Origin of the sequence: Variovorax sp. CF079 (assembly GCF_900101545.1) — a bacterium.
In the GTDB taxonomy this organism is placed as follows: Bacteria; Pseudomonadota; Gammaproteobacteria; order Burkholderiales; family Burkholderiaceae_C; genus Variovorax.
In genome coordinates this window covers 46,569-63,141 of the sequence record NZ_FMZU01000004.1, presented here as the reverse complement: position 1 = coordinate 63,141, position 16,573 = coordinate 46,569, and the positions used below count along the sequence as shown (strand labels likewise).

20 protein-coding genes are annotated in these 16,573 nt (G+C 63.7%); 11 read left to right on the top strand and 9 right to left on the bottom strand.

All coding sequences use genetic code 11. From position 1 onward, the window contains the following. The first annotated feature begins 158 nt into the window (after positions 1 to 158). Positions 159 to 626, top strand: coding sequence for an SET domain-containing protein (locus tag BLS74_RS06255; RefSeq protein ID WP_093103815.1), 468 nt, complete (start codon positions 159 to 161; stop codon positions 624 to 626). On the opposite strand, the gene BLS74_RS06250 is transcribed toward BLS74_RS06255, so the two are convergent. Both BLS74_RS06250 and BLS74_RS06245 read right to left on the bottom strand, forming a co-directional pair. Then, positions 623 to 1,861: a lytic murein transglycosylase gene (locus BLS74_RS06250; protein WP_244503788.1), complete on the bottom strand. Its 1,239-nt coding sequence runs from the start codon at positions 1,859 to 1,861 to the stop codon at positions 623 to 625. The genes BLS74_RS06255 and BLS74_RS06250 overlap by 4 nt on opposite strands. Positions 1,862 to 1,943: 82 nt before the next feature. Further along, the gene (locus tag BLS74_RS06245; protein WP_093103812.1) at positions 1,944 to 2,579 is read right to left on the bottom strand and encodes an FABP family protein; all 636 of its coding nucleotides are present in this window, start codon (positions 2,577 to 2,579) and stop codon (positions 1,944 to 1,946) included. Between the two features lie 134 nt (positions 2,580 to 2,713). Here BLS74_RS06245 and BLS74_RS06240 point away from each other — a divergent pair, with 134 nt between their 5' ends. Next, a complete protein-coding gene (locus BLS74_RS06240) occupies positions 2,714 to 3,454 on the top strand; it encodes a hypothetical protein (RefSeq protein ID WP_093103810.1) in 741 nt (246 codons plus the stop codon). A gap of 4 nt (positions 3,455 to 3,458) precedes the next feature. On the opposite strand, the gene BLS74_RS06235 is transcribed toward BLS74_RS06240, so the two are convergent. Genes BLS74_RS06235 through BLS74_RS06215 form a run of 5 tightly spaced genes read right to left on the bottom strand, consistent with a single transcriptional unit; the run spans position 3,459 to position 7,871 of the window. After that, a complete protein-coding gene (locus BLS74_RS06235) occupies positions 3,459 to 4,250 on the bottom strand; it encodes an IclR family transcriptional regulator (protein ID WP_093103809.1) in 792 nt (263 codons plus the stop codon). 18 nt (positions 4,251 to 4,268) lie between these two features. Next, a complete protein-coding gene (locus BLS74_RS06230; RefSeq protein WP_093103807.1) occupies positions 4,269 to 4,961 on the bottom strand; it encodes an amino acid ABC transporter permease in 693 nt (230 codons plus the stop codon). Then, positions 4,958 to 5,725 carry an amino acid ABC transporter permease gene (locus tag BLS74_RS06225; RefSeq protein ID WP_093103806.1) on the bottom strand — a complete coding sequence of 256 codons (768 nt, stop codon included), beginning with the start codon at positions 5,723 to 5,725 and terminating at the stop codon, positions 4,958 to 4,960. The genes BLS74_RS06230 and BLS74_RS06225 overlap by 4 nt, the downstream gene beginning before the upstream one ends. Positions 5,726 to 5,755: 30 nt before the next feature. Beyond that, positions 5,756 to 6,655, bottom strand: a complete 900-nt coding sequence (locus BLS74_RS06220) for a transporter substrate-binding domain-containing protein (protein ID WP_093103804.1) — start codon at positions 6,653 to 6,655, stop codon at positions 5,756 to 5,758. 37 nt (positions 6,656 to 6,692) lie between these two features. Continuing rightward, positions 6,693 to 7,871 carry an aminotransferase class V-fold PLP-dependent enzyme gene (locus BLS74_RS06215; RefSeq protein WP_093103803.1) on the bottom strand — a complete coding sequence of 393 codons (1,179 nt, stop codon included), beginning with the start codon at positions 7,869 to 7,871 and terminating at the stop codon, positions 6,693 to 6,695. A 428-nt stretch (positions 7,872 to 8,299) separates the two neighbouring features. On the opposite strand from BLS74_RS06215, the gene BLS74_RS06210 reads away from it, so the two are divergent. Next, positions 8,300 to 8,566: a hypothetical protein gene (locus BLS74_RS06210; protein WP_093103801.1), complete on the top strand. Its 267-nt coding sequence runs from the start codon at positions 8,300 to 8,302 to the stop codon at positions 8,564 to 8,566. A 222-nt stretch (positions 8,567 to 8,788) separates the two neighbouring features. On the opposite strand, the gene BLS74_RS06205 is transcribed toward BLS74_RS06210, so the two are convergent. After that, positions 8,789 to 9,262, bottom strand: coding sequence for a cupin domain-containing protein (locus BLS74_RS06205; protein ID WP_244503779.1), 474 nt, complete (start codon positions 9,260 to 9,262; stop codon positions 8,789 to 8,791). A gap of 148 nt (positions 9,263 to 9,410) precedes the next feature. Here BLS74_RS06205 and BLS74_RS06200 point away from each other — a divergent pair, with 148 nt between their 5' ends. The 8 genes from BLS74_RS06200 (at position 9,411) to BLS74_RS06165 (ending at position 15,749) form a co-directional block, all read left to right on the top strand. Continuing rightward, positions 9,411 to 9,887, top strand: coding sequence for a DUF6130 family protein (locus BLS74_RS06200; protein WP_093103800.1), 477 nt, complete (start codon positions 9,411 to 9,413; stop codon positions 9,885 to 9,887). A gap of 161 nt (positions 9,888 to 10,048) precedes the next feature. Continuing rightward, complete coding sequence (locus tag BLS74_RS06195; RefSeq protein ID WP_244503778.1) at positions 10,049 to 10,354, top strand: hypothetical protein; 306 nt, start codon at positions 10,049 to 10,051, stop codon at positions 10,352 to 10,354. A 92-nt stretch (positions 10,355 to 10,446) separates the two neighbouring features. Further along, positions 10,447 to 10,674, top strand: coding sequence for a hypothetical protein (locus BLS74_RS06190; RefSeq protein WP_093103798.1), 228 nt, complete (start codon positions 10,447 to 10,449; stop codon positions 10,672 to 10,674). A 102-nt stretch (positions 10,675 to 10,776) separates the two neighbouring features. After that, positions 10,777 to 11,961: an amylo-alpha-1,6-glucosidase gene (locus BLS74_RS06185; protein WP_093103797.1), complete on the top strand. Its 1,185-nt coding sequence runs from the start codon at positions 10,777 to 10,779 to the stop codon at positions 11,959 to 11,961. An 81-nt stretch (positions 11,962 to 12,042) separates the two neighbouring features. Continuing rightward, a complete protein-coding gene (locus BLS74_RS06180) occupies positions 12,043 to 12,690 on the top strand; it encodes a DUF3348 domain-containing protein (protein ID WP_093103795.1) in 648 nt (215 codons plus the stop codon). Beyond that, complete coding sequence (locus tag BLS74_RS06175) at positions 12,687 to 14,492, top strand: hypothetical protein (protein WP_093103794.1); 1,806 nt, start codon at positions 12,687 to 12,689, stop codon at positions 14,490 to 14,492. Before BLS74_RS06180 ends, BLS74_RS06175 begins: the two co-directional genes overlap by 4 nt. Then, positions 14,492 to 15,139 (top strand): OmpA family protein, encoded by a 648-nt coding sequence (locus BLS74_RS06170; RefSeq protein WP_093103792.1) that lies wholly within the window; start codon positions 14,492 to 14,494, stop codon positions 15,137 to 15,139. The genes BLS74_RS06175 and BLS74_RS06170 overlap by 1 nt, the downstream gene beginning before the upstream one ends. A 25-nt stretch (positions 15,140 to 15,164) precedes the next feature. Continuing rightward, positions 15,165 to 15,749, top strand: a complete 585-nt coding sequence (locus BLS74_RS06165; RefSeq protein ID WP_093103791.1) for a DUF2894 domain-containing protein — start codon at positions 15,165 to 15,167, stop codon at positions 15,747 to 15,749. A gap of 30 nt (positions 15,750 to 15,779) precedes the next feature. On the opposite strand, the gene BLS74_RS06160 is transcribed toward BLS74_RS06165, so the two are convergent. Then, on the bottom strand, positions 15,780 to 16,559 hold the full coding sequence (locus BLS74_RS06160; protein WP_244503777.1) for a transporter substrate-binding domain-containing protein: 780 nt from the start codon (positions 16,557 to 16,559) through the stop codon (positions 15,780 to 15,782). Positions 16,560 to 16,573: the final 14 nt, after the last annotated feature.

Here is a 16,573-nt window from a genome sequence, read left to right as displayed (position 1 = left end):
TTGCGTGCGCAAGAAACAATAAGAAAGTATTCAAAAATGGCACCGCGGCCCAGCTGTTCGGATGAAACCGCCGATCTGGAGCGACTTCAGAAAGAACCTGTTCGACTACCCGATACAGCCTTCGGCAAGTTCGGGCTCCGTCTACAAATCCGACTCACATGGCAAAGCTTCGCAAACACCATTCCTCTACGCCCTGCCTCAGGGTGGGGCCCAGCGAAGTCCACGGCCTCGGCGCCTTCGCGACGCGCGCGTTGCCCGCTTTCGCATTGCTGGGTATCTACGAAGGCCGGCGCTACTCACAGCAGGAGATCGCCGCCAAGGTCCGGGATGGCCAGCTCACTTACCTGTTTACCTTGTCCAATCGGGAAACCATCGATGGCGCCAAGGGAGGCAATGGCACTCGCCACCTGAATCACGCCTGCGACCCGAACTGCGAGGCGGACGAGGAGTACGACGACGCAGGCCAGTTGTTGCTGAAGTTCCAGACGATCGCTCCCGTGAACGCGGGGGACGAACTGTTCATCGACTATTGCCTGACAGCGGACGACGGCCCGCCGGCCTCGGACTATCCCTGCCGTTGCGGGTCTCCCAATTGCCGCGGCACGATGCTCGCAGACCTCGGCTAGCGCTGTTGCAGGCGCTGAAGCAACTCTGCGCTTGGATAGCCGTCCGCGGGCAAGCCGACACTGCGTTGATAGCGGCGCAGGCCGTCACGGGTGGCGGGGCCCATCACGCCGTCGGGCGCTCCGCTGGCAAAGCCACGCTGATTGAGCGCGGTCTGGAGCTCGATCAGTTGGCTGCGCGTGAGAGCGGCCAGATCCCGCGGCCAAGGGGACTGCACGTCGGGGCCGCCAGTCAGGCGTTGCGCAAGAAGGCCGACCGCGAGCGCATAGCTGGTCGAGTTGTTGTAGCGCAAGATGGCTCGGAAGTTCGATCCGACCAGGAAAGCCGGCCCGCGGGCGCCTGCGGGCAGCAGGATCGTGCCGTCCGCAAACTCCGGCAGTGGCTGACCGTCCGCGCTTCGCAGCCCCTCGCCGGCCCATTGAGCCGTGGACTGGCGCACGGCTGTGTCGGCCCGACCGTAGTCGAAGCCAGTCGGCAACCGGACCTCGGCGCCCCAAGGCTTGTCCGCCTGCCAGCCCGCGCGCGACAGGAAGTTCGCGGTCGAGGCCATCACGTCCGCCATGCTGCCCCAGATGTCACGCCGACCATCGCCATCGGCATCCACCGCGTAGGCCAGGAAGTTCGACGGCAGGAACTGGGTCTGGCCCATGGCACCAGCCCAGGAGCCGACCAGGTGTTCGCGATCGATGTCGCCGTTGTCGACGATCTTCAGCGCCGCGAGCAACTCAGCGCGCGCCCAGTCCGCGCGACGCCCCTCGAAGCCCAGCGTCGCCAGCGCGTCGATGGTCGGGGTACTGCCGTAATTGCTGCCGTAGTTGCTCTCCATGCCCCAGATGGCGACCACGATGCTGGGCGGGACGCCGTAGCGCGAGGCCGCCGCTTCGGCTTCGTTGCGAACCTGCAGGAGCTTGTCCTGGCCCGCCGCAACACGTTGGGCGGTCACGGTTCTCTCAAGATAGTCCCAGACCGTGCGCGTGAGTTCGGGCTGCACACGATCCAGTTCGATGACGCGCGGCAGGTACTGGACATTGTCGAATGCGCTGCGCAGCGTGGCCTCGCCGATGCCTCCTGCGCGCGCAGTCGCGCGGAAGTCCGCGACCCACTGTGCGAACCGCTTGCGGAGCTCTGCGTCGTCCACGGCCGCGGGCATGGGCGTCGGGAGCGCTGTTGATGGCTGCGATGGCGCTGTAGCTGGCGCGGAAGCGCAGCCGCCCAGCAGAGCGACCGCGAGCGCCATCAGGGCAAGCCGGGGGAAATGCAGCGACGGGCAATGGGCTTGGTGCATTCTGACTATTCGCCACCGATCCTGGCGCCGACGCTCAATCCTGCATTGCCAACGGATTGGGAGCCGGCTCACCGATCTTCGTGAGCGTGTTGCGGTCGGTGTGATGAAAGGGTTCGGCCAGCCCTTGGATCTGCATGACGGTATCTTGGTTGTACGACCAGGTGCCATCGGCATTGAACGCGACCTCGATACGCCACTCCAGCGTGGTGAAAGCATGCTCGATGAACGCGTTGGACACGATGCCGTTCACGAGGCTCCCGCGCGTGGCGACGAGTTCAAAGCGGTCTGCGTCCGCCTTCACTTGGCCGCTCGCCATCGCTACCTGGCCTCGAGGAATCGCCAGTGTGTGCATGACGGTGCCGGTGGCAGGTTCCCACAACCAGTAGCCGACCTGATCGTGATACATCTTGGTCAGGCCCGGCTTGTGGATGTAGGTGTGATAGCGCAGGCCATACAACACTTGCGGGCCGTTGGTCTGGGGATCGATCGGCTGCAATTCGTAGTGCTCTACATAGACCTGCGTCTTCGGTCCCTGCGCCTTGGGCTTGACGTCCACGCCCTTCTCGCCCTGCCACAGGCCCGCCATCCTGCGCAGCGGACCGAGGTTGGAGAGGGTTCTTCCATCCAGGTCGGAAGGCTCGGTGTAGATGTCGTCCGGAAACGTGGGCATGGGAGAGGCCGGGAAGTTGAGTTGCAGTCGGCGAGTTCGATCGCCTGGTTCTGGCCGCATCCTGCCACAACAGCGCCAACCGCAGCACGGCTGCTTGCGATGGGTGATCCATCGCCGGTTACTACACTGGTCGGATGAGCCACCCCCCTCAACCGCATCGCGTGCAAGACCTTCTTGCTTCCTATTTCTGGAGTGGCGATGCCATCCGCAGTCGAAGCATGAGTGATGTGGTGCTGTCTGGCACGGTCGACGTGCCTGCGCCCCCTGCAAGGCTGATGGCAGATTGGGAAAGGGAGACATCGTTGCGCTTGGGCCTGGAACCCGGAGACGTCGAGGCATTGCCTCTGGCGCGAGCGCGTGCGCGCTGGCCGGACTACAGGCACTGCGTGAAGGCAGTGTCCGATTGGACGCGCACGCTCGGCCTGCCTGAGGTGCTTGCCTCCTGTGACGTAGCCCTCATGGCCTGCCGCGGCGCCAAGTACCATCATGACGGCGAACACTATGGCGGTGCGGCCTTCTGCAATCTCTTCCTGAGCGAGGACCGAGGTCTGGACTTGCATTTCCCCGCCACAGGTCATCGAATCCCGCTTGCCAGGGGTATGGCTGTGATATTCGATACGGGCCAGCCGCACGCCGTCATCAAGCGCCGCAGCGGCGGCTTCCATGTGGCCGACTTCGCGCCCGACCAGGATTGCACCCAGGTATTCCTGACCTGGGAACTTCCTATCGAGAATGCCGATGTCGCGCGCGCACTTCGGATCGACTTCGACATCGATCCTTCGACCTCGTTGCAATTGGATGAAGAGCAAGTCTGGCTGAACGGCGCACGGGCCAGTGTGTGTCCGGATTCGGGCCGGTGGTGCCGAGACCGCTGAGATCCTATCTAGGTTGGATCGCCCGCCTGATCCGATCTGCGTACGTCGTCAACGTAGGTACCATCGCGACGACTTCCTCGAGCGTGCGTCTGCTCTTCGGCGCAGAAATCGTGAGCGCCGCCACGACCTGGCCATCTGTGCCCTGTATGGGTACTGCGGCACCGACGACGCCCACGATGTACTCGGACTCATTGGCCGCATAACCTTGGTTCTTCACCTTTCGGAGGCGCTCGAGAAGCCCCTTCGGTTCGGTGACGGTCTTGGGCGTCAGCGGCTCCCAGGGGCCGGAGGCCATGAACTTTGCGAGTTCATCCGGCGGCAACGCTGCAAGAAAGACCTGACCGCTGGACGTGCAGTGCAGCGGCGCCTTTTGCCCAGCCTGGAACTGCAGCGTGAGCGGCGACTGGCCCATGACGCTTGCGATGTACTCGACCTCGCCGAAGGACATCAGTGCCAGCCCACAGGTCTCTCCGGTCTTTTGTGCAACGGCGGTCAACAGCGCCTGGATGGGCGCGTAGACAATCGTGGAGCTCAGGATCGAGGTCGCCAATCCGACCAGCTTGGGCGCGACGGCGTACTTGCCCTTGGCCGGCATCTTCTGAAGAAACTGCAGTTCCTCCAGCGAGGCGATCATCCGGTGAGCCGTAGGCCTGGGCAGATCGAGGAGGTAGACGACATCGGCTGCGGAGATCATGCCCATCTTGGCCGCCAGGTTGAGGACCGCGAACAGTCGTTCGACGGGCGTTCCTGCGACGGCTGTCGAAGTTTTCCTGGCCTTCCTGGTCGATGTGCTCATGACCGGATTATTGGGACTCTAGCGCCGTCCTGGAACTGCATAGCGATTCTTCAGTACGGCAACGAGTTGCGACGTGATCGAGCAAAGCACCATGTAAATCACGGCGACCGCCAGGTACATCTCGACGAGGCGCCCATCACGTTGGGCGATCTTCGACGCTGCACCCAAGAGATCGGTCACGGAAAGCACGTAGACCAGCGACGTGTCCTGAAACAGGATGATCGTCTGCGTGAGCAGGATCGGACTGACAACCCGCAGGACCTGCGGGAGGATGATCAGCCGATAAGTCTGCCAGGTGGACATTCCCAACGCTCTGCAAGCGCCATACTGCCCCTTTGCTATCGACTTGAACCCGGCGCGGATGATCTCGGCGTAGTAGGCGGCCTCGAACAATGTGAAGGTCACGAAGGCCGTCCACACAGGTCCGATCTGCACCGGCCTTGAAGCTCCTGTCATCCACATCAGCACGAGCGGCATGAGGAAGAAGAACCAGAAGAGCACCATGATCAGCGGCACTGAGCGAATCAGCGTGATGTACGCGCTTGCCAGTTGCGATGCCACCGGAACTTCAAGGTGCCGCACAAGAGCCAAGCCGATACCGAGTACCAACCCTCCGACGAAGCCGACCGCGGTAAGCTCCAGCGAGAACACCAATCCTTTGAGCAGGAACGGGTAGGCCTGCGCAATCACGGAGAAATCGATGTGATTCATGGCTTTGCGGCCTCCTTCCTCAGCAAGAAGAAGCGGCGCCGCGCGATCGTGAGTTCCGAGCCAGGCGTGCGAAGGCGCCGTTCCAAGCCATGCATGATTGCGTAGACGAAGAGAGCGAGCAGCAGATAGAGAAGGGTTGCCGCGCCAAAGGCTTGGAACGTCTTGAAGGTGAACTCGTTGATCTGTCGGGCTTGCGCGGTGAGTTCGAGAAACCCGATGGTTAGTGCTACGGACGTGTTCTTGAAGATGCCCATCACCTCGCTGGTCAGCGTAGGCATGATGATTCGCAGCGCCTGCGGAAGCAGGATGGTGCGATACACCCTCAGCTCGCTCATGCCAAGTGCCCTGGCTGCTGAACGCTGGCCGTAGGGCAACGCCTCGATGCCCGCTTTGACTTGCTCGGCCACGCGCGCTCCGGTGTAGAGCGAGAGCGCGATGAGGGCCGGAACGAACGCACCCCAGGGGGGCGCCATCTTCTTCATCGCACTGCCGAGATCGGCTGGTAGCAGTTCCGGCAGTACGAAATACCAAAGGAACATCTGGACGATGATTGGAATATTGCGGAAAACCTCCACATAGAGCCGCGCGGCCAGCGCTATGCCCCGGTTGGAGGATGTCCGACAGCATCCGACCAGCACCCCCAAGACGAAGGCAAAACACCAGCCTGCCAGCGCCAGAGCCACCGTCCAAGCCAAACCATTGAGCAGCCAGGTGAGATACAGCTCCTCTCCGTCCTGGACTGTTTCGAAAAGGACTTCGAACACGCCGAGCTCCGGTCAGTTGCAGATGGTTCTTCAGTCGATCCTGTCGCTGGGCGCCTTGACTCGCTCCTTCAGCTTTTCCGTCATCGGAAAGGAAAGACTCACGTTGCGCGGCGGAATCGGCGACTCGAACCACTTCTTGTAGAGCTTGTCGTACTCGCCGCTCTTCATGAGGTTGCCGAGCACGCCGTCGACCAGGGCTTTGAACGCTGGATCGTCCTTGCGCAGCATCAAGCCGTAGTAGATGTTGTCGAAGCCGCCCGGCACGAGGGCAAACGATGCCGAGTTGCGCGAGTTGGCCTTCTCGCCCGCCAGCAGTATGTCGTCTTCGAGCCAGGCTACAGCACGGTTGCTGTCGAGCGTGAGCATCGATTCGCCGTGATCCTTGGCCGCGATCGTCACCAGCTCCATCTTCTGCTCTTCGTTGAACTTGCGCACGAAGCCAACGGCGTTGGAGCCCTGCGTGACCACGACGGTCTTGCCCTTGAGGTCCGTGGGCTTCTTCACGCCGGAGTCCACGCGCACCAGCCAAAGCGGCTGGCTGACGAAGGTAGCAACGGAAAAGCCGACCTGCTTCTGCCGCGCCGCATTGTTCGCGGTGCCACCGCACTCGACGTCGACAGTGCCGTTCACGACCAGCGGGATGCGATTCGACGAGTTGACCGCCACGTACTTGACTTCAAGCTTGGGCAGGTTCAGCTGCTGCTTCACCTTGTCCACGATGGCCGCGCACAGGTCCATCGAGATGCCAACGGGTTTCTGCTGGCTGTCCAGGAATGAGAACGGCACGGACGACTCGCGGTAGCCGAGCGTGATCGCTCCGGTTTCCTTGATCTTCTGCAGCGTATCGCCGCCCGCCTGGGCGAAGGTGGGCATGCTCGCAGCCAACAGACACGCCGCTGCGATGGTGAGAAAGGACGACTTCAAGTTCATGAAAGATTCTCCTGCGGGCAATGGAAATGGATGGCGCTCAGTCGACCTGTATCGCAGCGGTCGGATGACTGGTTCGGTTCAAGCGCTGCTCGATCAGCGACACAACCTGGTCAACGTCCTCGGCGGTGTTGAACATGCCGAAGGAGATGCGAACACCGCCTCGCTCGGGCGACACGCGAACCTGGTTCTGCGTGAAATAGTCGTGCCACTCGGCAACCGGCAGATCCATCACGTAGATGTGCGCACGGCTGGCACGAGCGCGCGGTCCAACGAGGCGCACGTCGAGCTTTTCGAGTTGGGCGATCAGCCGATCACCGAGCGCGAGCACATGCTCTTCGATTCGCTCGACGCCGGTCTTCTGAATGAGACCGATCGAGCTCGACAGGGCATGCAGATCCGGAAGGTTGTAGTTGCCGAACTCGAAGCGACCCGCATCCTTGCGCGGTGCAAGATCGTCAGGCCGCGCTATGTAGTCTTCGGGGGGATTCGCCAGGCTGCTCATTGCCAGGTACGCCGGTTGAAGCTCATCGAGGCCGGCCTTCACGTAGAGGATGCCCAGGCCCTGGGGTACCAGCAAACCCTTGTGGCAGCCGGCGGCGAGCACAGAAACGCCCAGTTTCTTGACGTCGACCGGAACCACGCCGACCGACTGCATCACGTCGACAACCAGGTAGATGCCCTTTTGTGCGCACAGGCGGCCGATGCTGGCGATATCGTGCCGCTGGCCAGCATGGAAGGTCACGTGAGACAGCGAGATCACCTTGGTCGTGGCGTCGATGAAGCGCTCGAAGGTTTCCGCCGTCGCGATTTCATCGTCTGCCACCTTCACGAAGCGTACCTTTACGCCCTTGCGCTTGAGGTTGAGCCAGGCATAGGCGTTGTTCGGATGGTCGCCTTCGAGCATGAGGACCGTGTCCCCGCTCGCGAGCGGAACGGCATTGGCGGCGATGTTCAGTCCTTCAGACGTGTTCTTGGTGAAGGCGATCTCGCCGGGCGACGCGTTGAGCAGCGCAGCAACGTCCTCACGAGCGCGCTCCACGCGGCGCATCCATACCGGCTTCGGCCCGGCCATTTCGTTGCCTTCGGCGAGAAATTCCGCGAGCGCCTGGCGGACGCAAGTCGCCATCGGCGTCTGGTGCGCGGAGTCCAGGTAGAGCATCCGCTTGGTGACGGGAAACTCCTGGCGGGTGGAGTCGAGTTCGAGAGTGGCTGACATGGTTTCCTCGGTTCATCAATCTGTGCCCCGAAACGGGGCGACTGGCGCACGGAACGCGTGATCACCGTGTAACGTCGATTGATGCGATGGCCCCATCCTAGGAGCGCCATTGAGCCACCACGTCTCAATATTCGGCCAGGTCGAAGTCCGGGCTTACGAGAAAAAGCACCTGCAGGCCGCTCAAGAACTTGCGTCCGAATTCTGAGACGGAATTTAGTCGCCGAGCACCTCGGAGAGCGTCTTTCAAGCACTGTTCGGAGGGTCACCTCATCTTTTTGCGTCGCACTTTTCGGACGCGTGCTAAGTCCTCGGCGCCGCATGGGCAAATGCGAAGGGAGAGCCCCTGACGGACTGGCCAGTGGAATCTGTCATGTTGCTAGCATGGGCAGATTGAATGGTCGACCCGATAGAGAGAAGGCAGAAGCCGTATGACGAACGCATCCAACCGACGAGACGAACTGAAGAAGCTGGTGCTCTGCGCCTCGTGCGCCGCAATCCAGCGCAACTGGCGCCGCGCGCCCGGGCATGCCGAACTCGTTCAGATGTCCAGTCGCAAGGCGGAGCGCAGCGATGGCGATAGCGGCGGTCACACGGTCACCATCACCAGCTACCGTTGTGACGCCTGCGGCACGCGGTGGGAGTACGAAAACGACAAGACGAACCAACAAGCGGGCTGGTCGGTCGTAGGGCAGTAGGTTCGCGCCTCAGGGTCGAAGGTCTGCTTGGCCCGACTGTCGAAGCCCAGCATCTTGCCGGTAACGGCCGGTTTCGCACTGCGGAGCGAAAGTTCAGATGCGGAGGTCGACGGACAACAAGGGGCCCGAAGCTGGTCTCTCACTTCTCCAGCACGACGAGCGGCTTCCCTTTTTCGACGATATACGTGGCGAGCTCCGCCGCGTTGCCGCTGCCGACGTTCGTCACCGTGTGGTTCGCTCCGGCCGGGATGAACAGGACGTCACGGCCTTGAGCGTCACCGGCGGCTTGCCCTCGAGCTGGCACTCCAGCAAGCCTTCGATGGCATAGGCGATCTCTTCGCCCGGATGGCTGTGCTTGGGGGCCACCACCCCGGGGGCGAAATCGACGCGCACCTGGACGACCTCGCGTCCCGGCGCGGTGAGATCGTGCCGCTGGAGATCGGTGCGCGCGATTCCCGGCGGCTGCGCCTGCGGCATGTGGGCGTAGGCAGGGGACGAGAACACGAACAGGCTGACAAGCGCCGCACTGGCGATGCGATGGCGAAATAGGTCTTCATGGCTGGCTTTCAAAAAGTTGAAGAGTGCATTGGAGACGGCGCTCGCATCTGCGATGTGTCGAGCGGCCGTCGATTTGCATTTGTTCTCGGGCCTGTCAGACACAGTCGCGTACAGAACGACTGCCGGCGTGCGGCGCATGGCGCGTGGGCGGCGCGCAAACCCAAGATGAAACGTACTGTGTTGATTTCTCGTGCCGATACAGAGGCATACGTTCTGCGCTCCGGAGGCTCAGTTCCCCACTGAAAATTCGGCCGTCGTCAACCAACCCTCTGCGAAAGAAAACGCCATGCCATCTGCTTTCAGACACCTTGCCGTCGCCGCTGCCGCCGCTGTTTTCTGCGTCGCAGCCTGGGCCCAAACCGCCACGCAAACTGCCACGGATATCGGCCGTCCCGCGGCTGTCATTCCGCTCGAATCGGAACCGCCGCCAAAACTCGTTGTGTATCCGCCGTTGGCCGAGCCTCTGGCTCGGGGCGTCGTTATCGTTCAGCAACGGACCGAGAACCTGCGGATCATCCCGGTCTTCGGCAAGAGCGCCGCCGAGGTATCGCCCCGTGTCGGCCACCTTCACGTGACAGTCGACGATCGGCCCGGCACCTGGGCCCACACGAGCGGCGATCCCATCATCGTGGTGGGTTTGAAGCCTGGCGTGCACAAGATGCTGATCGAACTTGCCGATCCGAGTCACAAGATCCTTGCCAGCGAAACGATCGCCGTGACTGTCCCGGAGCAGAAGGCGTCAAAGTCCCACGAGCATGGATAGGCCGTGCATGGGGCGATGCGCCAATTCAGGAGTCCTCATCGCCATCGCACGCCACGGGTGCAGCGGTCAGATTCACGACGATCTTGTTACTCCGCGCTGCGCTCCCGAGTGAATAGAGTTGTCTTGCGGCGCCATCCGAGGCGCGCCACAAGGAGCCGGCGATGACCAGTAAGACAAGCAAGCAAGCTTCCGGCCGAGTAGCACGGGCGCTCGAAATCTATCGAAGCATTGCTGCGTGCAATGAGTACATTGCACGCAGCAATGACGTCCACGCGCTCACAGCGGCGTTGATGTTGCCCTGCTACCAAGCTGAGTTCGGGAGCCTGGCGCTTGAGCTGACCCATGTGGAGGAGAACGAGCTAAGGTCTGTCCTCCGGCGGATTCGGGACTCTGAACTTGCCCTTCAAGAACGCGCGTCCGCAGCCATTGCATGCGAAAGCTCTGTCGCAGCGGATGGGGCGGGCTGAGGCAGTACCGGATGCGGACCCGTTGACGTGCCCGCCCTTTTTCGAAGCAGAATCCAGATTCCTCAACTTGGACCCCGGGGAGGAGGGACAAAATGGAAATGGAAGAAGTCAACGCGCGACTGCGTTCGCTCGAGTTGCGAGCTGTCGCCCAAACCGCGGCGATCGCGGTTCTGCTCCAGGAGCAGCCCAACGCATCGGCAAAGCTGCACCTGGTCGCCGAGCACCTTGTCGACGCACCCCCGATCCCGATGTCTGACGAGGACCTGGTGAAGGTCGCGGCGTATATCCAAGCAATGCTTGGTGGTCCCTGGATCGACTGACTGCTGCCGCGTCGCGATCTTCGCCAGAAACGGGAGGGGATTCGTTCAAAGTCAACGGCAGCTTCCGCTGCCAAGCGGCGCCCCACCGCCCCCTACGCCCCCATGAAGAACCTAGACGCCCCCACGCTCGCGCTGATCGACACCTGCTCCCAGGCTTCACTCGAACTTCTGCAACGCAACCTGACACCGCACGGCATCCTGGCCGCGAGCCGTACCGAGGCGGCCGAGGCGCGGCGCTACACGCGCATCTTCGGGCGCGACGCCGCGATCTGCGTGATGGCGATGTGCGGCAGTGGTGTGCCGGCGCTGGAGCAGGGAGCGGTGGCCAGCCTCGACGCGCTCGCGGCACAGCAGGCGGCCAATGGGCAGATCCCCAAATACGTCGACCCGGAAGGCCGCGATGCCGACTTCTGGTACCTGGGCTGCATCGACGCCACCTTGTGGTGGCTGATCGCGGTGGATCATGTGCGCCGCCATGGCCGCGTCGGTCGCTCGCACTGGGGCCGCGAGGCAGGCCGCGCGCTCGGCTGGCTGCTGGCGCAGGAACACCAGCACTTTCGGCTGCTGCAACAGAACGAGGCCAGCGACTGGGCCGACATCATGCCGCGCTCGGGTTACGTGCTGTACACCAACGCGCTTTGGTACGAGGTCAAGCGTCGCTACGCAGTGGACGAGGCCGAGGCGACGCAGTACCACTTCAACCACCTGTTCAATCCGTTCCAGCGCAACCTGCCCGAGTACCATCGCGCCCGACTGCTGCGGCACTATGCGCGCCGCGGCCGGCGCGACCCGGGCCTGTACCTCAGCTTCGTCAATCTCTCGGTCGTCGGCGACGAGGGGGATGTGTTCGGCAACGTGCTGGCCATACAGAGCGGGCTGGCCGATTCCTCCATGGCACGCCGCATCGTCAAGACCATCAGCGCGGCGCGTGCCTGCGATCCCTACCCTGTGCGTGTGGTGCTGCATCCGCTGTCGCGTCAGCATGCGCTGTGGCGGCCGTATATGGCGCGCCATCAGCAGAACATGGTGCACCAGTACCACAACGGCGGCATCTGGCCCTTCGTCGGCGGCTTCTGGGTGATGGCGCTCGCCCGGGTGGGCCTGCACTCAATGGCTTGGCAGGAGCTCGCTCGACTGGCGCGCGTGAACGAGCTCGGCGACTGGCGTTTCACCGAGTGGTTCCACGGCCGCACGCTGGCGCCGATGGGGATGGCCGGGCAGAGCTGGAATGCGGCGACCTTTCTGCTGGCCAGGCGCGCCCTGCTGGGCGGCGGCGCAGGCTGGTGACGTCTCGTTACAGAGGCGACTCGGCCAGCCCGTCGGGCGTGAGTGCGCGGTGTAGACTGCCGGGCTTTTCCTTCTGGCGGTATGGTGCAAGTGTCACGGCGTACAGGTTTCACCGGATCGGCGCTCATTCGCTTGCTCGCTCAACTGACCGACACCGACGTTCCCGAATCCAAGCAAGGCTTCGCGGATCGATTGGGTGAATGGCTCCGTTGGACCGACGCCATCTCGCTGTCCGCGGCGTTGAATGGCGGTGCGGCGACTGCGCCATCCGGCGCGCGCGCTTCCGCACGCGCCGAGGAAGCCGAATGCACCCGCGTGCGAGCCGCGTTGGCGAAAGCCATCGCCGCAGACAGCGCACTCGGGGCCGACTTCTCCGCATACCGTCGGCGCTACCTCGCCAGACAACAGGCGATCGAGGCGGCCATCGAGCCCTTGCGCGGTCGTCTGCGGGCGAAGCTGGCGGCCAGGTCGCCCGCCATGGCCCGGCTTGCTGCCGTGGATGCCGTCATGGAACAGGCGCTGGGTGCGCACGAGCAGCGCTTGCTGTCGACCGTGCCCGGGTTGCTCGAAAAGCATTTCGGGCGCTTGCGCCAGGCCGACAGCGGGGCCCAGCCCGAAGGCTGGTCAAACGTTTTCTGCAAGGACATGCAAAGCGTGTTGCTTGCCGAGCTGGATATTCGATTGCAACCGGTCGAAGGGCTGCTCGAAGCCCTTCGCAAGAGTGAATGACTAGATTTCTTCAACACTTCGCTTTTTTCGTGGGCTTGGCCGCCGTGTGTTGGGTCGGCGCCGGGTACATCGGCTCGAACCCGTTGGCGCTGGTGATCACGCTGCTCGTCGGCGCGTTCTACCTGATGGGCGCGCTGGAACTGCACCGCTTCCACCAGGCCACGTCCACCCTGGCACGCGCCTTGGCGGACATGCCCGATCCCCCGGCGAGCCTGGGCCATTGGCTCGACCAGCTGCATCCTTCCTTGCGGAACGCGGTGCGCCTGCGCATCGAGGGTGAGCGCGTCGGCTTGCCCGGCCCGGCCCTGACGCCATACCTCGCGGGGCTGCTGGTGCTGCTGGGGATGCTGGGCACCTTTCTCGGCATGGTGGTCACGCTGAACGGCACCGGGATCGCGCTGGAGAGCGCGTCGGACCTGCAGGCCATCCGCTCCTCCCTGGCCGCCCCGGTCAAGGGGCTGGGGCTGGCCTTCGGCACGTCCGTTGCGGGCGTGGCCGCGTCCGCGATGCTGGGCCTCGTCTCCGCCTTGTGCCGGCGCGACAGGCTGCAGGCCGCGCAGCTGCTCGACACGCGCATCGCGACCACCTTGCGTGCCTTCTCCCTGGCCCATCAGCGCGAGGAGTCCTTCAAGCTGCTGCAGCGACAGGGCCAGGCGATGCCCGAGCTGGTCGATCGGCTGCAGGCCATGATGGCGACGATGGAGCGGCAGAGCCAGGCCTTGAACGAGCGCCTGCTCTCCAGCCAGGACAGCTTCCACAGCAAGGCCGAGGCCGCGTATGCAAGCCTGGCCTCCTCCGTCGACCGCTCGTTGAAGGAGAGCCTGACCCAGAGTGCCCGCGTTGCCGGCGCGACAATCCAGCCGGTCGTCGAAGCCACGATGGCCGGGATCGCGCGCGAGGCGACCTCCTTGCACGGCACCATCGAGCACGGCGTGCAGCGGCAACTGGAAGGGCTGTCGACCCGCTTGGAACAGCATACGGCTTCACAGCTGCGCACTGTGGCCCAGGCGCAGGCCGACCTGCAGGCGGAGATGGCGTCGCGCGACCAGCAGCGGCTGGCGGCCTGGACCGATGCGCTCGAGGCAATGGCCGTGTCGCTGCAGCAGGAATGGCAGCAGGCGGGCGCGCGCAGCGAGAGCCAGCAGCAGCAGCTCTGCAAGACGCTGGCGCAGACCGCCGAAGAGATATCGGCCCGGACGGAAGCGCACGCGAGCAACACGATCGCCGAGATCGCCCAACTCGTGCATGCCGCCTCGGAAGCCCCCCGGGCCGCAGCCGAGGTGATTGCCGAACTGCGCCAGAAGCTTTCCGACAGCATGGCGCGCGACAACACGATGCTGGAGGAACGCGGCCGCATTCTGGAAACGCTGCAGACCCTGCTCGACAGCGTGAACCATGCCTCCACCGAACAGCGCTCGGCGATCGACGCGCTGGTCGCTGCGTCGGCGGATCTGCTGGACCGTGTCGGCACGCGCTTCACGGAAAAGGTCGACGCGGAAACCGGGAAGATGGCCGACGTCGCCGCACAGATCACCGGCAGTGCCGTCGAGGTGGCGAGCCTGGGCGAGGCATTCGGTTTCGCGGTGCAGCTGTTCAGCCAATCGAACGACAAGCTGGTGGCCCATCTGCAGCGCATCGAAGGTGCGCTCGGCAAGTCCATCGCGCGCAGTGACGAGCAGCTGGACTACTACGTGGCGCAGGCCAGAGAAGTCATCGACCTGAGCATCATGTCGCAGAAGCAGATCGTCGAGGATCTGCAGCAGCTCGCCAGCAGCCGGGCACCGGTGGGCAGCGAAGCGTGATGACGGAGGACGTCGACGCCGGCCTGGAGCCGACGGTGCCGGTATGGGCCGTGTTCGGCGATCTGATGTCGGGGCTGCTGGGCGCCTTCGTGCTGATCCTGGTGTGCGTGGTCGGCATGCAGCTGGACCTCACGACGAAGCTGGAAGCCGAGGTCCGGCAGCGGCAGGCTGCAGCGCAGCGACTGCAGGCCCTCGAGCAGGCCCTCGCGGGGCCGCTGGCGGCGGGCCGGGTGACGCTGAACAACGGGCGCATCGGCATCAGCGGCAGCGTGCTGTTCGCCGTCAACTCCGCCGAGTTGCAGCCCGAAGGCCGGCAACTGTTGAGGAGCCTGAGCGCACCGCTGGCCGCCTACCTCCAGGGCCGCGACGATATCCTGATGGTGAGCGGCTTCACCGACGACCGGCAGGTGCGGGGGGGCAACCGCCAGTTCGCCGACAACTGGGAGCTGTCGGCTCAGCGGGCCTTGACGGTGACCCGGGCCTTGATCGAGGAAGGCATCCCGTCGTCCTCGGTATTTGCCGCAGCCTTCGGTTCCGAGCAGGCGGTGGCGTCGAATGCCGATGCCGACGGACGATCCAGGAATCGGCGCGTGGAAATGGCGCCCACGCCGAGACCGTCAAATGCAAGCATGAAGTCCCGTGAGTAGCGAGGGGACATGCGCAACCGGCGCGATGATCGATGCACGGCGCGAGCGTGGCGATCATCGCTTCGATCCCGTCCGCTTTCGATTTATCGAAGCGCTGGCCAGGCGGGCGGCTGCGCACGGCGGCGATGCGCGTCGCATCCTGGACGACAGGATGGCCAAGCTGCTTGCGGCGTATGACGAGGATCTCGAAAGGGCTCCACGCGCGGACAGCACCACGACGCAGGAAGGCCAACCCCATCGCGGGGCGCTCGCGGAGCTCGTCGACCACATCGGCCGGCATGCGTCGTCATCGCGTGGGGACGGCGCGGCGCTCGACTCGAAGACGCTCAGCTATTTCAGAAACACCTGGTCGAGGCTCAGCGCCGATCGACGGCTGACGCAGTCGCTGGCGACGGTGCCGCAGAACGCCGGCCCCCTCAACTCGCGTCACCTCGTGCATCGATCGCTCATGTTGATGCGTGAACTGTCGCCGGAGTACCTCCACCGCTTCATGTCGTATGTCGACGCTTTGCAGTGGGTCGATCAGGCGAACGGTGGCAGTGCCTCGGCGGGTACGGATACCCCGCGCACCGAGGGCAACAGGAAGAGCGCTCGGAGCCGATCCGGCTGATGCCGGGCGCGGAGCCGCGGCTAGAGAGCATCATTTGAGCGGAGCGACAATCACGCCGCGTAAACCGGCTCTCTCAATCGCGGCTTTGACCAGACCCTCGGACTTCGCGTCCTCAACGAACTGGCGCGTGTATGCCGCTCCAAGCTCCCGTCCCTTCGGCATCGCCATAGCGTGCGGATCGATGCCAGGTCGACCGTCGAGGACTCGAGAACCAGGCAATTGATTCGACATCTCGAACAGGATCGGCTTGATGCTGCCCATGACGTCCGCTCTCCCGGATTTCAGCGCCTCCAATGCGCCAGGGTTGCTTGATGCTCGGACAACCACAGCATTCTTCAGCGTGCGAGTAAAAAAGACATCGGGTCCGGACTTCTCCTGCACGGCAACTCGAGTCCCGGGGCGATCCACATCAGCCATTGTTGAGATCGAAGAACCGCCAGGGATGAGGTAGCCGAATTCGACCTCCAGGTGCAGCGCGCTGAAATCCCACTCCTTCGCCCGCTCGGGACTGAACCCAAATTGGGCGACGTCCCAAGCCCCGGATCTCCCGCCGTCGTGAAGGGCTCCGATCGATGGGTACAGCACCGGCTCAAACGGAACCTCTATGCGCCGGGCCATCTCTTTTCCGAGGTCGAATCCGACCCCCTTCATCTCACCCGACACGGAGTCCCGCACCACGTTCAAGGGATTGCCAAGCTGGAGTCCAACGCGAAGCTTGCCGGTTGGAGCCAAAGCCTGTCGCGCTTCCGGTGTCGGAGCGGTTCTGATGCCCGCACAGCCCGCAAGCAGCAGTCCAAGGACTGCCGTCATCAGCCAATGAGCCG

Bases quoted from the DNA above. Each gene is read 5' to 3' on its own strand.
- BLS74_RS06165 (WP_093103791.1), top strand. From the start codon at position 15,165: ATGATCGATGCACGGCGCGAGCGTGGCGATCATCGCTTCGATCCCGTC.
- BLS74_RS06205 (WP_244503779.1), bottom strand. From the start codon at position 9,262: ATGCGCCGCACGCCGGCAGTCGTTCTGTACGCGACTGTGTCTGACAGG.
- BLS74_RS06235 (WP_093103809.1), bottom strand. From the start codon at position 4,250: ATGAGCACATCGACCAGGAAGGCCAGGAAAACTTCGACAGCCGTCGCA.
- BLS74_RS06170 (WP_093103792.1), top strand. From the start codon at position 14,492: ATGACGGAGGACGTCGACGCCGGCCTGGAGCCGACGGTGCCGGTATGG.
- BLS74_RS06195 (WP_244503778.1), top strand. From the start codon at position 10,049: ATGACCAGTAAGACAAGCAAGCAAGCTTCCGGCCGAGTAGCACGGGCG.
- BLS74_RS06185 (WP_093103797.1), top strand. From the start codon at position 10,777: ATGAAGAACCTAGACGCCCCCACGCTCGCGCTGATCGACACCTGCTCC.
- BLS74_RS06160 (WP_244503777.1), bottom strand. From the start codon at position 16,559: ATGACGGCAGTCCTTGGACTGCTGCTTGCGGGCTGTGCGGGCATCAGA.
- BLS74_RS06180 (WP_093103795.1), top strand. From the start codon at position 12,043: ATGGTGCAAGTGTCACGGCGTACAGGTTTCACCGGATCGGCGCTCATT.
- BLS74_RS06190 (WP_093103798.1), top strand. From the start codon at position 10,447: ATGGAAATGGAAGAAGTCAACGCGCGACTGCGTTCGCTCGAGTTGCGA.
- BLS74_RS06220 (WP_093103804.1), bottom strand. From the start codon at position 6,655: ATGAACTTGAAGTCGTCCTTTCTCACCATCGCAGCGGCGTGTCTGTTG.
- BLS74_RS06245 (WP_093103812.1), bottom strand. From the start codon at position 2,579: ATGCCCACGTTTCCGGACGACATCTACACCGAGCCTTCCGACCTGGAT.
- BLS74_RS06230 (WP_093103807.1), bottom strand. From the start codon at position 4,961: ATGAATCACATCGATTTCTCCGTGATTGCGCAGGCCTACCCGTTCCTG.
- BLS74_RS06215 (WP_093103803.1), bottom strand. From the start codon at position 7,871: ATGTCAGCCACTCTCGAACTCGACTCCACCCGCCAGGAGTTTCCCGTC.
- BLS74_RS06210 (WP_093103801.1), top strand. From the start codon at position 8,300: ATGACGAACGCATCCAACCGACGAGACGAACTGAAGAAGCTGGTGCTC.
- BLS74_RS06175 (WP_093103794.1), top strand. From the start codon at position 12,687: ATGACTAGATTTCTTCAACACTTCGCTTTTTTCGTGGGCTTGGCCGCC.
- BLS74_RS06250 (WP_244503788.1), bottom strand. From the start codon at position 1,861: ATGGCGCTCGCGGTCGCTCTGCTGGGCGGCTGCGCTTCCGCGCCAGCT.
- BLS74_RS06255 (WP_093103815.1), top strand. From the start codon at position 159: ATGGCAAAGCTTCGCAAACACCATTCCTCTACGCCCTGCCTCAGGGTG.
- BLS74_RS06200 (WP_093103800.1), top strand. From the start codon at position 9,411: ATGCCATCTGCTTTCAGACACCTTGCCGTCGCCGCTGCCGCCGCTGTT.
- BLS74_RS06240 (WP_093103810.1), top strand. From the start codon at position 2,714: ATGAGCCACCCCCCTCAACCGCATCGCGTGCAAGACCTTCTTGCTTCC.